The following is a 14,931-nucleotide window of genomic DNA, read 5'->3' as shown; positions in this document are numbered from 1 at the left end:
AAATCTATGCGTTTGCTGTACTCATTATACAGGCGGTAGCCTACTGATATGTGAAATAGACGCTGAGTTTAATTCATCAGCGTTTGCCATTATCAGGAGTGAATAATGAGTATCTATTCTAATCAGCACGCCGGTGGGGCAACAATTTGCGTAGTCCCGTTCACGCAAGCTATCGCGCTAAGTGGCGTATTCGCGGCGGGGGCGCTGCTATTGAGCGTTTCCTCCATGATTGGCGCTATCGGTACTCTGGCGTCTCTGCTGACGCTGGTGGGAGCTTTTGCCGTTGGCTATGCAATCGCGCGTTGGCAGCCGTGGTCAGCACGTTTTAGCGTTAGGGTATCGTGCCACGCCTTTGTGCTGTCCGCTATGGGCTGGTTAATGTTACTGGTGCTGTGGAATAGCGGACACGGTTGGCTATCTCAAATGCCGGGGATCGCCTTTGGTGGATTAGGTCTGGGCATCGTCTGGCAAAACAATGCTACAGCAAGATATTCGTCGGGCATGATGGAGAACATCCCGATAATAGCGGGTATCGTTATTATTATCCTGGCGACTCTGCTAACCAATCACTATGCGGATTCGGGAAAGGGAGGTTTTGTCTACGCACTGGCGGTCCTGGTGGATCTGGCATTGCTGGGAGCGGTGCTGGTGAAAATTAGGCAGCAGGAAATGTCGTAAATCGGCCTGTTATTGACCATGGCAAATCCTACCTATCATCTACGCAAACGTAACACCACGACGACTTTGGTTCTGGCGTGGTGCCCGTTATCCTCTGTTTGTCAGTGAATCCATTAAATATAAGTCGTGAACACTTAGTCATTTTGGTGACAGCAGAATTGAGAGAAAAATCGCTGTTTTATGTAACGTGACAACATGTGAAGTGGCTTACATTTTTGACTTTCATCACACTTTATAGTTACGTCATTCTTGGTCGACGCAGTTATTTACTATGGCATCCATTAAAGACGTAGCAATAAAAGCTGGAGTATCCACCGCTACGGTCTCACGCGTGCTGAATAATCATCCCAGCGTGGCTCCAGAAACTCGCAAAGCAGTTCGTGAGGCAATGGATTTCTTATGCTATGTGCCCAGCAAGAGTGCGTTTCAATTGAGTGGGAAATGTTCTGGGCTGATTGCTGTTGTTCTGCCAAACCTTGTCAACCCACATTTTTGTGAACTGCTGGCGACATTTGAAGAAGAGGCAAGATACATCGGTAAAACGGTTATCGTCAAAACTCATCAGAATCAACCGCAGCTAGATAAGCAAATAATATATACGCTTATTAGTATGGGTATTGACAGTTTGCTATGGGTACCAACAGAAGCCGAAAGCGAACTTGCAGAATGGCTCATCGCAACTAATATCCCCGTTGCCGTGGTTACGCTGGTATCGCGATTTTTCAATTCTGTTTCTATCGATCAAAGTAAAGGGGCGGAAGTTATAGCTGAGCATTTTATTCAGACCGGTCATACCACGTTTGGATTTGTAGCGCAGGAAGGCGCGGATAACCGAAAGGTTTTTTCATGGGCAAAACGAATTACCGGCCAGGGATTGTCTATAGATAAAGAAAATCAGTTTTGGATAGCGAAAGGTGAGGGTGAGAAAACGTCAGGGCATATTAGTATACTCGATGATATTATTGTCAGGCTAGCCGCGAGAATAAATCATTGCTCATCTCTCTGGGTTTATAACGATGTGGCTGCTAGTTATATTATTGATGGGTTAAAAGAAAAAGGAATATCTGTGCCTAAAGATATTGCCATCGCTAGTTTTGATAATACTTTACTGGCACAAACTAAAAAAATTACCAGTGTGGCGCAACCGATAAGTGAAATCGCCCATCTGGCTTTTCAAATGATTAACAACGAAACGAAGCAAGGCAGTATTGAAATGCACGAAATTGTCTCTCGGTTAATTATTCGGGAGAGTAGCGTGAGTATTAATATTACTTTGTTTTAATCTATATACGCCATTATTAACTTATAAATATAAACTAACATTGGTTTACTAACCTCTGTTGAACACTTATGACTGTATACCTTAGAGGTTTTCTATGTCTGCAAACTCAATCGAAAGGCAAGGTGTTTACGGCAAACTGCATTTAAAAGAAAAAATTGGTTATGGAATGGGAGATGCTGGTTCTTGTATGATTTGGAGTGTACTGGCGTTATATCTAACATGGTTCTACACAGATGTTTATGGCTTAGCTCCCGGTGTTGTCGGTACCTTGTTTCTGGTCATTCGTATTTTTGATGCCTTTAGCGATCCGGTTATGGGGGCGATTTGCGATCGTACTCGTAGCCGATGGGGTAAATTCCGACCATGGTTATTATGGATGGCATTGCCATTTGGTTTGGGAGCAGTACTGATGTTCACAACGCCCGATTTAAGTATGAATGGAAAAATTGTTTATGCCTGGGTGACATATCTTGTGATGTCATTGATTTATACTGCTATCAATATTCCATATTGCTCAGTAGCTGGTGTGATCACGCTAAACCAGAAAGAGCGTTTAGGCTGTTTGTCATGGCGATTTTTCCTCAATGGATTGGCGACGCTAATTGTCTCTTCTTCAATTTTACCCTTAACAGACTGGTTAGGTAACGGTAACAGAGCGGCTGGTTTTCAGTTGACTATGGTAATCATGGGAGGCGCTGCGACACTAATGTTCTTCTTTTGTTTTGCCAGTATCAAAGAACGTGTTACTGCAATTAAAGTTAATGACTCTTTAATAAATGATCTAAAAGATATCATCAAAAACGATCAATGGTTATTGATGATATGTATTACTTTCCTTAATGTTTTTCCGGCATTTATTCGTGGTGCAGTGACTATTTATTATGCTACCTATGTTATGCAAGCCTCCGTCGGATTTACTACGTTTTTTTTGGCTCTTGGTGTTGCATGTAACATGTTAGGTAGTGTTATAGCGAAACCACTCACCGATCGTTTTGATAAAATTAAGCTGTTCCGTTCGATTAATATCGTTCTTGGCTTCCTTTCTTTAGCTCTATGGTTTGTCGATCCCAGATCTTTGCTGCCACTACTTACACTCTTTATCATCATTAACATCCTGCATTTAATTCAATCAGGCCCAATATTATGGGCTATGATGTCCGACGTTGATGACTACGGTGACTGGAAATACGGTAAACGCCTTACCGGTATTTCATTTGCCGGTAATTTGTTTATGTTAAAAATGGGCCTGGCAGTTGCTGGTGCGATTGTTGCGTGGATATTATCATTAACGGGTTACATCGCTAATAAACCTCAACAAAACACAGAGACTATCGAAGGTATCATTATTATGTTTTCTTTACTGCCAATGATTACCTATTTTCTTAGTGCATTTGTAGTTAGATACTTTAAATTGAATAACCACTTTCTTGAGCAAATTAAAGTGGAACTCGCTAAGCGTGAACTTAATAACGGTTCTTCACCGCATCATGACATCGGGTGAGATACGACCACAGTGGTTAATCATTAGTTAAAATTCTTCTGAAAGAAATCAGGGGAGGTGTTACTTATTATAATGTTCAGAAGGTCACTAGAACCATAATATCTACCTATCCTAATAATGTAGAGGGAAATAACGCATGTCGAGTAATAATTATTATGATGTAACAGAGTGGAGTGAAGGTAACCCTTTTGAAGATATCGGTTTTGTGATTAATAGTATTATTGCTGATATTAAAAACCGGCAGACTGACACAGATGTTAATGATGGCGGGAAGCCGGGGGCCGTGATCTTTATTCCACCTGGAGACTATCATTTGCTCACTCAGGTAGTAATAGACGTCAGTTATTTGAAAATTAAAGGGGACGGACATGGGTTTACCTCTTCAAGTATCCGTTTTAATACCCCGGAAAATGAGTGGGCAAGCTGGCATGAATTGTGGCCAGGCGGTAGCCGTATACTTGTTGATATAACACCATCAGCTACGACTCCGGAAGCGGAAGGGGCGGCTTTTTATATTGAGCGTAGCGGTGACCCAAGAATAAGCTCAGTTGAGTTTGCTGATTTTTGCATTGATGGGTTACATTTTGTAGATGATGGTTCGGGAAATAACGACCCTGAAAACACCTACCTCAATGGTAAAACGGGTATTTATATTGCCAGTGCGCAGGACTCATTCCGTATTAGTGGAATGGGATTCGTATATCTTGAACACGGCATCACTATATATAATGCCGATGCATTGGCGATACATAATAACTTTATTGCCGAGTGCGGTAATTGTATAGAACTCCGCGGATCGGGACAGGCTTCAAAAGTAACTGATAATTTGATAGGTGCCGGTTATAGAGGATATTCTATTTATGCAGAGAACTTTGGTGGCCTTCTGGTTACAGCAAACAACATTTTTCCCCGCGGTAAAAGCAGTATTCATTTTTCTGGTGTCGTCCGTTCTGCAGTTAGCGGCAACAGGTTTCATTCATTCTATCCAGGGATGTTGGTTTTTGAGAAAAGCTGTTCAGAAAACCTGGTGACGGCAAACCACTTTTTCCGTGAACATGAACCTTGGGAACCTATGCAGGCGTATAGTAATGGTTTAGATGACTTGTATGGGTTGCTATATATAGAGGGTGAGAATAATTCGATCATTGCTAACCATATTTCTGAATCGATTGATAAACAGTATATCGTTCCCGTTGGCGCTACACCTGTGATAATACGGTTGGCATCAGGAGATAGTAACTATATTTCTGACAATCATATTGTTGCTACCACCGATACATCATCGTTAAAAGGTCATGCAGAATCTTGTTTCTCTACACAAGTTAGAGCGCTGCTGGCATTAGAGGGGTTGGAAGTTCTCGACGTGACGACCGTACAGGTCGACGCAGCATCTCAATGTAATACCATACTTGATTCCGGAAGTGACGATCAGGTTGTGCTTGATAAAGCGGTCAATGCGTTTAGAGCAACGCCGGTACCCGGCTTGTCATAATAGAAAAGCAAAAAGCCTGCTCGAAAGCAGGCTTTTCTGAATTTGGCTCCTCTGACTGGACTCGAACCAGTGACATACGGATTAACAGTCCGCCGTTCTACCGACTGAACTACAGAGGAATCGTGTGAACGAGGCGCATGTTAACGAGTGAGTGACGGGTTGTCAAAGGAGATTGCGTCATTTGCGATTGTTCGCTGGTAAAATCATCAATGGCAGCGATTTTTTCAGCACTTAAGCGAAGATTTAAGCAGTAAAAAGGCGGGAAGACTCACAAGTGGATCCGGAAAACACTCTATTCCGCAGTTGCATTAAAGAGTCATTTAGACGATGAGAGTACAATCGTCATTCGGATACACCTGCCTACAATACAGGTGTAACTTGAGACGTGAATGGATTATTTTTCATCGTGTTCTGCATTTAGCCGCCATGGCTGCAAATAACCATTTTTAATTCTGTTTAAATAATCTTCAATTAAACTCTTGGTTTGCGGGGCGAGGGTATAAAATTCATATAACGTACAAGCTATATTAGATTGTAAATCTATAGTGCTGGAGATGTTCTCAGGAATAATGTACATTTGGCGGTTTGTCATAGTTCTAATGTATAATCTTCTGCCAACAATAGGGTTTTCAGCGAATAAATTAACGCCAATCTCAATGATGACTTCTACAGGAAAATATAAAACGTACCACTGTTTTTTATTATGGTTGTTAATTAAAGATTCAACCATTTCGGCAGGGGATAGACGTTTCAAATTATCAACACAACGAAGAATGTATCGGTACATTACAAATTGTTTTAGTAGCGCCGTGAAGGATCCTAATAAAAATAAAAGGGTAACCGTTGATGCTATTACTACTAAAAACCATTCTCCTGTTGATAAAACCGAAAAAGAAGATGCGATAACTAAACTTATTATGAACGAAAAGATAAATGTTAAGCTTTGTAATTTATATTTTTCTTTTGCAAATTTAAATAAAAAGTAAGTCAGGAGAAACCCACACAGGCAATAAAAAAATAATAATGATCTATCCATGTATTTAATCCTGGTATGTGTGTGTTAAAAATATTTTCTCAAAGTATCTAAATATTTCATACTAACTTGATTCTATGCTACCACGAAGACAGTAAACCTTGCTATTCCTGTTGGCGCGTAAACGCAGCAGGGAATAGGCATTTTCGACTGTGCTCAGCAGGTTTTGTCGTTATGTTTGATGTCTGTGGATGAAGCGAACGAACAGAAGAGAGTGGAAAGCAAAAAAGCAGACGTCGCTGAACGTCTGCTTTTCTTAAAATTGGCTCCTCTGACTGGACTCGAACCAGTGACATACGGATTAACAGTCCGCCGTTCTACCGACTGAACTACAGAGGAATCGTGTGGAGTGGTATCTTAGCGGCGAAAAAAAATTTGTCAAATATCAATTCAGTGGTGGGGCTTCGCTTGCTGCATCTCTCAACAAATTGTCGTAATTGCCAACAAATTATCAGGAAAAATACTTTGCAGGATTAGCAGTTCTCAATCATCATTTGAAATGTTGTTTCAACTCTTCTCACTAAGGTCTCCCTTGAACGTCACTTCAGCAGTACGCCAGGCCGTAGCGCGCACGTCCTGGTTTAAAAAACGCAAGAGCTATCGGGTGCTCTACTGGCGTGAAATCAGTCCCCTTGCCGTACCGATCCTGTTGGAAAATGCCTGCGTGTTATTGATGGGTGTGCTGAGTACTTTCCTTGTTAGCTGGCTCGGCAAAGAAGCGATGGCCGGGGTGGGCTTAGCCGATAGCTTTAATATGGTGATTATGTCGTTCTTTGCCGCGATTGACCTTGGCACCACCGTGGTGGTGGCCTTCAGCCTCGGCAGGCGCGATAGAAAGCGGGCGAGGGCGGCTGCGCGGCAGTCGCTGGCGATCATGACCTTGTTCTCGATTGTGCTGGCGGCGGTTATTCACGCTTTTGGTCAGCAGATTATCGATATCGTTGCCGGAGACGCCACGGTTCAGGTTAAAGCGCTGGCCCTAACCTATCTCGAACTGACCGTGCTGAGCTATCCGGCGGCGGCCATTGCTTTAATTGGTAGCGGCGCGCTTCGCGGCGCGGGAACCACCAAAATACCGCTGCTAATTAACGGTGGGATGAATATTCTCAATATTATTATCAGCAGTATCCTGATTTACGGCCTCTTTTCCTGGCCGGGGCTCGGCTTTGTCGGCGCTGGACTGGGGCTGACTATTGCCCGCTATATTGGTGCGTTGGCAACAATCTGGGTACTGATGACCGGTTTTAACCCGGCGCTGCGCATTTCGCTGAAGAGTTACTTTAAACCGTTTAACTTTGCCATTATCTGGGAAGTGATGGGTATTGGTATCCCGGCGAGCATCGAATCGGTACTGTTTAACGGCGGCAAGCTGCTGACGCAAATGTTTGTTGCCGGTATGGGGACCAACGTCATCGCCGGAAACTTTATTGCCTTCTCGGTGGCTTCGTTAATTAACTTGCCGGGTAACGCGCTGGGATCGGCCTCCACCATTATTACCGGTAAACGTCTGGGGAAAGGGCAAGTCGGCCAGGCGGAACGTCAGGCCTGGTTCGTGTTCTGGCTGTCGACCATTATCCTGACGCTTATCGCCTGGGGCACCGCACCTTTCGCCGGCCTGATCGCTTCGTTCTATACCAGCGAAGAAGATGTAAAAGTAGTGGTTAAAGAATTATTGTGGCTCAATGCCCTGTTTATGCCAATTTGGTCGCTTTCGTGGACCTTGCCCTGTGCCTTTAAAGGCGCACGCGACGTGCGTTACACCATGTGGGTGTCGATGCTGGGTATGTGGGGCTGCCGGGTGGTTGCTGGCTATACGCTGGGGATCATGCTGGGTATGGGCGTTATCGGCGTCTGGCTGGGTATGGTGCTTGACTGGGCGGTGCGCGGCCTGTTGTTCTATCGTCGGATGATCACCGGGCGTTGGTTGTGGAAGTACCCGCGATTAAAGGCTCGGCTGGAAGAAAAGTCATGAATATACTGAAAAAGCGTTACTTTTTAGACGAAGTGAGGAATAAATAGGCAAACGATCGCCATTATAAAAAACATCTTTGACATGGCTGAGCGTGCTCGCTAATATTCGCCCCGTTCACACGATTCCTCTGTAGTTCAGTCGGTAGAACGGCGGACTGTTAATCCGTATGTCACTGGTTCGAGTCCAGTCAGAGGAGCCAAATTTAAAAAGCCTGCTTTAGAGCAGGCTTTTTGCTTTTCTGCATCCATACAATTTTTCCCTGCGCACATAGCGCGCAGGGCTCGCCTGGGATTAACGGAACGGCGGTTCGTTGAAGGTACGCAGCTTGCGGGAGTGCATGTGGTCGCCCTCGGCGCGCAGCAGATCGATGGCGCGGATCCCTATCTGCAGATGCTCGGAAATCGCCCCTTCGTAAAAGCGGTTCGCTTGTCCGGGCAGTTTGATTTCACCGTGCAGCGGTTTATCGGAGACGCACAGCAGCGTGCCGTAAGGAACGCGGAAACGGTAGCCCTGTGCGGCAATAGTGGCGCTTTCCATATCAATCGCCACCGCCCGACTGAGATTAAAGCGCAGCGCCGAGGCGGAATAACGTAACTCCCAGTTGCGGTCATCGGTCGTCACCACCGTACCGGTACGCAGACGCTGTTTGACCTCTTCGCCCGGCATGCCGCTAACCTGTTTAGTGGCGTCATACAGCGCGCGCTGCACTTCGGCGATGCTCGGGATGGGAATATCCGGCGGCAGCACCGCATCCAGCACGTGGTCATCACGTAAATAGGCGTGCGCCAGCACGTAGTCGCCTATCGACTGGCTCTCACGCAGGCCGCCACAGTGGCCAATCATCAGCCAGACGTCAGGACGCAGCACCGCGAGGTGATCGCAAATATTTTTAGCATTCGCCGGGCCGACGCCGATGTTGATCAACGTAATGCCCTGACCGTCGTTAGTGATCAGGTGCCAGGCCGGCATCTGGTGCTTTTTCCACGCCAGATCTGAAATCGCCTCTTCCGGGGCCTCCGTGTCGGCGGTGATCCAAATCCCGCCCGCACAGGAGAGGGCAATGTACGGGCTATCCGGATCGAGGATCTGGCTACAGCCCCAGCTGACGAACTCATCGACGTAACGAGTGTAGTTGGTAAACAATACATACGGCTGGAAGTGCTCAACCGGCGTGCCGGTATAATGCTTCAGACGTGCCAGCGAAAAATCGACGCGGCGGGCGTCAAAATGCGACAGCGGATAATACTCGGTAGCGTGGAACAGACCATCGGCGGTTTCATCGCCAATCTGCGACAGTTCGGTGGTCGGAAAATAACGTGTTAATCCAGCGCTCATTGAGCGATCAAGCGTCAGGGCTGAGCCATCAATCACGTAAGGAAAGGGAATTTCGTGCTGCGAATGGCCAACGCTAATATGCGCGCCGTAATCCTGATACAGCAGAGTTAATTGTTCCAGCAGGTAAGCGCGAAAGAGTTTTGGGTTAGTAATGGTGGTGGTGTAGCAGCCCGAATGGGTGAATCGCCCCCAGGCACGGGTTTTTAAGGCTTTGTGCTCGGCGCCATCCCATGAAACAGACAGTTGAGGATAGACGAATAAGCCTTCAGCACGGGCTATTTCATCAGGAAGGATATTGTGGTGAATGTACTCGCCAATGGCCTTACGCAACGCGTTTACCGCTCTTTCATACTGCGCTTCCAGCTGGGAAAGCGCCTGCTCCGGGGTCAGACTGACGGCCTTCTGGTTCATCATTCGCTCCTTGTTTCAGGTCTGCTGATACTGTCGATAGTATGCTACAGCGTGAAAATGGCGAAGGAAAATTACTGTCCCGGGTAAATATTCAAACGCGTTGATAATAAAAGCTTAGCCGCGCAGGGTCAGGCAGTCTGTGCCCAGCGTTCGGCGCTAAAATTACTTGCGCTTATCACTCTTAATGTCGCCGCGCTGTTATTGTTGATGTAATAAAGCGCATTAGGACCAGGCGTTAACTTATCGCCTTCCTGCAGTTTGCATCGGCTTTCGATTTCAGCAATCACCACGATCTGACCGCTCTGTAGAACCACGCAAGTTCTTGCTGGAGATGAATTTTTCCGTACTTTTTTTACCCACCATTCCATTTTTTCACCCTGGCTTGATACACTCGGCATGATAATTGACGTGTTATCGCTTTAAAGACAACTGAAACTACCCATTGGTTTAATTTACGTTTAGCTCACGTTGTTAAATCTTAACTCTGCGATGCAGCGGGACAGGCAAATAACGCTTATGGCTTTGATGCGGCTTAACAAGTTTCTGAATCATTCTGAATTAAGAATAGTCTCGCTAGCGAAAAAAACGCTGGCAGCGGCGGTTATTGTGGTGGTGGTATTTTTCATCGGACGAATATATGAATCGGAACGTGGACCTGCATTGCAGCGCTGGCATACCTGGTCTGGCGATGAGATGACCGCTGATGAAATCGACCGCGCCAGTTTTGCCAGCTATCTCAAACGGGAAGATGAGATTTTCGCCGATTTGCGGCGTGAGGTCAGTGACCAACTGCCTGCCGCTGACAAAACGCCGATAAACCGCTTTTATCGCGACAGCCTGGTCTATCCACCACGCTTTAAGCCTGACTGGAATCGCTCCTTTATACTATTGCCATCCGGCAAACCGCGTGGTGCGGTGGTGCTACTGCATGGTTTAACCGACTCCCCCTACAGCGTGCGCTATCTGGCGGAAGAGTATCAACGGCAGGGGTTTATTGCAGTGGCGCCGCGCTTACCCGGCCACGGTACCGCCCCGGGCGCATTAACCCACGTTGATTGGCAACAGTGGCTGGCGACAACGCGCCTGGCGGTTCGGGAAGCGACGCGACTTGCCGGTGGGGATGTGCCGCTGCATCTGGTGGGATATTCTAACGGCGGCGCGTTGGCGCTGAAGTATGCGCTCGATGAACTGACCGATAAATCGCTGGTCAGGCCGCAGCAGATAATACTGTTATCGCCGATGATTGGCGTAACCGCTTTTGCCCGTTTCGCAGGACTTGCCGGGCTACCCTCGGTGTTTCCCGCCTTTGCGCGTGCGGCGTGGCTAAATGTCGTTCCGGAGTTTAACCCCTATAAGTACAATTCCTTTCCGGTTAAGGCGGCGCGCCAGTCGTGGTTGCTGACCCAGGCCTTGCAAAAACAGATTCTTGCGGCGGCGCAGAGCCAACGCTTAACCTCTCTCGCCCCGGTGTTAACCTTTCAATCGGTGATTGATTCTACAGTCAGCACCCGGGCGGTGGTTGATTCGTTGTACCGCTATTTGCCGGACAACGGCAGCGAACTGGTGATTTTCGATATTAATCAGGCGGCGAACCTGCGGGCGCTGTTTCGCCCGGCGACCTACTCAGCGGTGAATACCTTGTTACCTCCGGCGCCGCGTCCGTACTCTACGACTATCGTGACGAACGCGACTGAGCACACCCTCGATACCGTCGCGCGCCTGACGCTGGCGGAGCAAACCGCAGAGAGAACGCAGGCGCTGCATCTGGCCTGGCCGCAGGATATGTACTCGCTTTCGCATATTGCGGTGCCATTCCCCATCACCGATTCGCTGTATGGCCGCGAGCCGACGGAGAAAAACCTTAGCGGTATTAGCCTTGGCACCATTTCGCTACGCGGCGAGACCGCGACGCTGAGCGTCGGCCTTGATACGTTAATGCGCGCTACTTCTAACCCGTTTTTCCCCTATCTGCTGCAGCGGATCAATCAGCGTCTGCCGTCGTTCTCAGAACCACAGGATGTGCAGTACCGTCCGCAGCGCAATACCGATGAGGGCGGCAGGGGCGACGAAGCGGAAAAGACGCACAAATCTTGAGCTGACGCCAAGGAAAATGCCGATGCCGGGTAGGTCGAAGGTCTGGATGAGGATCCCTGCGGAGGCGTTAATTTGGCTGAGCGTCACTTTACCCTGCTGCGCCAGCTCGGAGATAACCCCAAAATAGGCGGTACCGCCCGCCACGCATTTCACCAGCGCGGGTAGGACGAAGTTTTCGGGGATATGTAGCCATAGCAGCAGCGGCATCAGTACGCGCTGCAGCATCTCGATGACGCCAGCCGCCTGCATCAGTCCGACGATAGTCAATGATAAAATTAGCATCGGCACGGCGCCAAGCGCCAGGCGGATAGCGTCGGCGCCGGCGCTATTGATGACCGCAATCAGCCCGTGATTATTTTGTTCGCTTTCCGGGAGCACTTCTGCCCGGCTGCTCTCGACAATGGATAACTTACGCCCGGTGGCGTACCAGCAGACCGCTGCGGCGCAGAGTCCACCGACAATCGAAATGGTGATTGCGGCCAGCCAGTGCAGGCCGAACGGCGTTAAGGGGTAGAAAACGTTGCCCTGGCCCATGGCGAACACCATCGCCAGGGTGGCGGCCATTTGTCGGTCGGAAACACCACGTTTATCCATAATCGCCAGCGTGGCGAGCGGGGCGGCAAAACTCACAAAATTTATCTGAATCAGCGCGAAGGCGCTCATGCCGGTCAACCCAAAGGGCTTAAGCAGCGGCGCCAGCCAGCGCACGATGATGTCGAGAATTCCGCGGACTTCGAGATATTTCATTATGATCAGCATGACGACCATAATGGGTAATAAGGTATAAAGCGCTACGTCGACGGAGGATTTCCCCGCTGACATAATGATGCCGATGACATCCATTTATCTATCACTGTATGCAGGTCAAATAGTTAGCGCCATCATAATCCCGAAGGGGCAAAATGAACATGCTTTCGTGTGTTAGCGTAGACAGGTAAGAACGGTGCCTTCACTGAAGTGATATTCGCCGCTGAACTGGCTACCTGCGGCAAAGGCGTCGCTGAGCGTTTTATTGAGGCGTAACGTGAAACGCTGTTTTGCCGGGTCGAGTGCGACTATGGCGGCGGCATCAAAATCAAACATCTGCTGTACGCGCGGATATAGCGCTTTGAACAGGCTTTCTTTGGCCGAGAAAGCCAGCAGCAGCGCCCACTCCTTATCCAGAGCACAACAGGAAAGCAGCGTCTGTTCCGGTCTCGAGACAAACATATCGGCGCTTTCCAGCATGATTCCCGGTTGCAGATGCTCGATATCGACCCCGGGATACAGACCGTCGTCCTCGGCGCTAACCACCGCGATGGCAATATCTTCGCTGTGCGAGACGCTTCCTCGCCAGCCTGCCGGCCAAATTGGCGCACGATCCGTAGCGGTTAACACCGGTTCGAAACAACCTGATTGTTGCAGCAAATAGCGCGCGCAGTAGCGCCCGGCCAGATATTCGGCTTTACGTTTTGCGACGGCGCCAGTAAGAGAAGGAGGGAGCGGGATGGCGTACTGGCTAAAAAGAGCATCCTGTAGTTGCGACCTGGCGAAACGTACCCGACAAAATGTCAACGCCGGGTCAGCACGAAGATAGCCGCATTCGGCATGCTGAATAAAGGGGAGATCGTGAAAGCTGTTGGTAACGATAAACATGCAGACTCATCAGGAAAAACCAGTATGGCGCTACCATAGCGCAGGTGATGAACGAAGCAGAAGAGTTGTGTGAAATATAAAGCAAAAAGCCTGCTCGAGGGCAGGCTTTTCTAAATTTGGCTCCTCTGACTGGACTCGAACCAGTGACATACGGATTAACAGTCCGCCGTTCTACCGACTGAACTACAGAGGAATCGTGTGAACGGGGCGCATATTATCGATGACTGACGGTGTTGTCAAAGGCTGAATCGCCATAAAGCGTGCGACTGCTGACAATTTCAACAATCAAAAGCCTTTTATGATAAATCATACCGAAATGCACCGTGATGGTGCATTTATACCCCTAATGGGGCATATCATGCGCTCATGGAAGCCACCAGTATTATCACAAACCCTTATTTTGCCGCACCAGCAGGGTGATGATGTCGCGAGGTAAACCTGGCAAGCATCTTGCAAAATACCTGTAACTTAATGGCCAGTAGTGGCATTCCCTTACAGGAGGCAAAATGAACTTAAGACGACTGAAGTATTTTGTGAAAATCGTCGATATCGGCAGTCTGACCCAGGCCGCTGAAGTCTTGCACATCGCACAACCGGCGCTGAGCCAGCAGGTAGCGACCCTGGAAGGTGAACTGGAGCAGAAACTGTTGATCCGCACCAAGCGAGGCGTCACGCCAACGGAAGCGGGGAAGATTCTCTATACCCATGCGCGGACCATTTTACGTCAGTGTGAACAGGCGCATCTGGCGGTACATAACGTTGGCCAGACGCTGAGCGGGCAGGTGGCAATTGGCCTTGCGCCGGGAACTGCGGCTTCGGCGATCACCATGCCGCTGTTGCAAACGGTGCGTAATGAACTTCCCGAGGTGAACGTATATCTGCAAGAGTGCAGCGGCAGCGTATTGAATGACAAGCTGCTTGGCGGTCAGCTGGACATGGCGGTGCTGTATGAGCGTTCGCCGGTGGCGGGAGTGGTCAGCCAGCCGCTGCTGAAAGAGGATTTGTATCTGGTCGGTACGCAAAACTGTCCGGGGCAAAGCGCTGACCTTTCAGCCGTCGCGGAAATGAGCCTGTTTTTACCGCGCGACTATAGCGCCGTTTGCGCCCGGGTCACCGAAGCTTTCACTTTACGCCGCCTGTCGGCAAAAGTAATTGGCGAGATCGAATCCATCACCACATTAACTGCGGCAATCGCCAGTGGAATGGGCGTTACCGTATTGCCGGAATCGGCGGCGCGCGCGCTGTGTGCTACGGCTAATGGCTGGATGGCGCGCATCAGCACGCCGTCGATGAGTCTGTCGTTATCACTGAATACCTCGGCACGTGGCGGCTTATCTCCTCAAGCACAGGCCGTCAAAGATATCCTGCTGTCGCTGGTTAGTCGTCCGTCCCTGGAGAATCGTGAATTACAGCTGGTCAGTTAGGTTATATTCTTTTAAGGAATAAGTTGCTGGTTTTTATTATTTGTTTGCCGGGTAAACAGACTTTAACAATAGAC

Annotated in this window: 13 protein-coding genes and 4 tRNA genes; 9 read left to right on the top strand and 8 right to left on the bottom strand. The window is 48.5% G+C overall.

All coding sequences use genetic code 11. The annotated features are described in order from the left end of the window. The first annotated feature begins 105 nt into the window (after positions 1-105). The 4 genes from PGR09_RS09810 (at position 106) to PGR09_RS09795 (ending at position 4,953) form a co-directional block, all read left to right on the top strand. On the top strand, positions 106-678 hold the full coding sequence (locus PGR09_RS09810; protein WP_430916092.1) for a hypothetical protein: 573 nt from the start codon (positions 106-108) through the stop codon (positions 676-678). A gap of 271 nt (positions 679-949) precedes the next feature. Further along, a complete protein-coding gene (locus PGR09_RS09805) occupies positions 950-1,960 on the top strand; it encodes a LacI family DNA-binding transcriptional regulator (RefSeq protein WP_045391623.1) in 1,011 nt (336 codons plus the stop codon). A 94-nt stretch (positions 1,961-2,054) separates the two neighbouring features. Further along, on the top strand, positions 2,055-3,461 hold the full coding sequence (locus PGR09_RS09800; RefSeq protein ID WP_047078077.1) for a glycoside-pentoside-hexuronide (GPH):cation symporter: 1,407 nt from the start codon (positions 2,055-2,057) through the stop codon (positions 3,459-3,461). Positions 3,462-3,597: 136 nt separating this feature from the next. After that, a complete protein-coding gene (locus PGR09_RS09795; protein ID WP_315711160.1) occupies positions 3,598-4,953 on the top strand; it encodes a right-handed parallel beta-helix repeat-containing protein in 1,356 nt (451 codons plus the stop codon). Between the two features lie 43 nt (positions 4,954-4,996). Here the strand turns inward: PGR09_RS09795 and PGR09_RS09790 are convergent. From PGR09_RS09790 to PGR09_RS09780, 3 genes are all read right to left on the bottom strand, one after another. Next, positions 4,997-5,072: transfer RNA gene (locus tag PGR09_RS09790), tRNA-Asn, on the bottom strand. Between the two features lie 275 nt (positions 5,073-5,347). Continuing rightward, on the bottom strand, positions 5,348-5,989 hold the full coding sequence (locus PGR09_RS09785) for a hypothetical protein (protein ID WP_430916091.1): 642 nt from the start codon (positions 5,987-5,989) through the stop codon (positions 5,348-5,350). A 260-nt stretch (positions 5,990-6,249) separates the two neighbouring features. Continuing rightward, positions 6,250-6,325, bottom strand: a tRNA-Asn gene (locus tag PGR09_RS09780). Positions 6,326-6,330: 5 nt separating this feature from the next. Here PGR09_RS09780 and PGR09_RS09775 point away from each other — a divergent pair. The 3 genes from PGR09_RS09775 (at position 6,331) to PGR09_RS09765 (ending at position 8,157) form a co-directional block, all read left to right on the top strand. Beyond that, positions 6,331-6,423: a DUF5951 family protein gene (locus PGR09_RS09775; protein WP_221694692.1), complete on the top strand. Its 93-nt coding sequence runs from the start codon at positions 6,331-6,333 to the stop codon at positions 6,421-6,423. Positions 6,424-6,518: 95 nt separating this feature from the next. Then, positions 6,519-7,958 carry an EmmdR/YeeO family multidrug/toxin efflux MATE transporter gene (locus tag PGR09_RS09770; protein ID WP_430916090.1) on the top strand — a complete coding sequence of 480 codons (1,440 nt, stop codon included), beginning with the start codon at positions 6,519-6,521 and terminating at the stop codon, positions 7,956-7,958. A gap of 123 nt (positions 7,959-8,081) precedes the next feature. Continuing rightward, positions 8,082-8,157: transfer RNA gene (locus PGR09_RS09765), tRNA-Asn, on the top strand. Positions 8,158-8,249: 92 nt separating this feature from the next. Here the strand turns inward: PGR09_RS09765 and PGR09_RS09760 are convergent. Continuing rightward, positions 8,250-9,704 carry an AMP nucleosidase gene (locus tag PGR09_RS09760; RefSeq protein WP_045390191.1) on the bottom strand — a complete coding sequence of 485 codons (1,455 nt, stop codon included), beginning with the start codon at positions 9,702-9,704 and terminating at the stop codon, positions 8,250-8,252. A 128-nt stretch (positions 9,705-9,832) separates the two neighbouring features. Next, the gene (locus tag PGR09_RS09755) at positions 9,833-10,072 is read right to left on the bottom strand and encodes a histidine kinase (RefSeq protein WP_045390193.1); all 240 of its coding nucleotides are present in this window, start codon (positions 10,070-10,072) and stop codon (positions 9,833-9,835) included. 148 nt (positions 10,073-10,220) lie between these two features. Here PGR09_RS09755 and PGR09_RS09750 point away from each other — a divergent pair, with 148 nt between their 5' ends. After that, complete coding sequence (locus tag PGR09_RS09750; RefSeq protein ID WP_047077737.1) at positions 10,221-11,798, top strand: alpha/beta hydrolase; 1,578 nt, start codon at positions 10,221-10,223, stop codon at positions 11,796-11,798. On the opposite strand, the gene PGR09_RS09745 is transcribed toward PGR09_RS09750, so the two are convergent. The 3 genes from PGR09_RS09745 to PGR09_RS09735 all read right to left on the bottom strand — a co-directional run bounded on the left by PGR09_RS09745 (position 11,709) and on the right by PGR09_RS09735 (position 13,626). After that, a complete protein-coding gene (locus PGR09_RS09745; protein WP_072056436.1) occupies positions 11,709-12,641 on the bottom strand; it encodes a nucleoside recognition domain-containing protein in 933 nt (310 codons plus the stop codon). The genes PGR09_RS09750 and PGR09_RS09745 overlap by 90 nt on opposite strands. Before the next feature lie 78 nt (positions 12,642-12,719). Continuing rightward, a complete protein-coding gene (locus tag PGR09_RS09740) occupies positions 12,720-13,433 on the bottom strand; it encodes a 4'-phosphopantetheinyl transferase family protein (RefSeq protein WP_430916089.1) in 714 nt (237 codons plus the stop codon). Between the two features lie 117 nt (positions 13,434-13,550). After that, a tRNA-Asn gene (locus PGR09_RS09735) sits at positions 13,551-13,626 on the bottom strand. 313 nt (positions 13,627-13,939) lie between these two features. Here PGR09_RS09735 and nac point away from each other — a divergent pair. Beyond that, a complete protein-coding gene (gene nac, locus PGR09_RS09730) occupies positions 13,940-14,857 on the top strand; it encodes a nitrogen assimilation transcriptional regulator NAC (RefSeq protein ID WP_430916088.1) in 918 nt (305 codons plus the stop codon). The last annotated feature ends 74 nt before the right edge of the window (positions 14,858-14,931 follow it).

Origin of the sequence: Klebsiella sp. 141251 (genome assembly GCF_050600725.1) — a bacterium.
In the GTDB taxonomy this organism is placed as follows: domain Bacteria; phylum Pseudomonadota; class Gammaproteobacteria; order Enterobacterales; family Enterobacteriaceae; genus Klebsiella; species Klebsiella aerogenes.
Note: the sequence above shows the minus strand (reverse complement) of the source record. Positions and strands in the feature narration are given on the sequence as shown.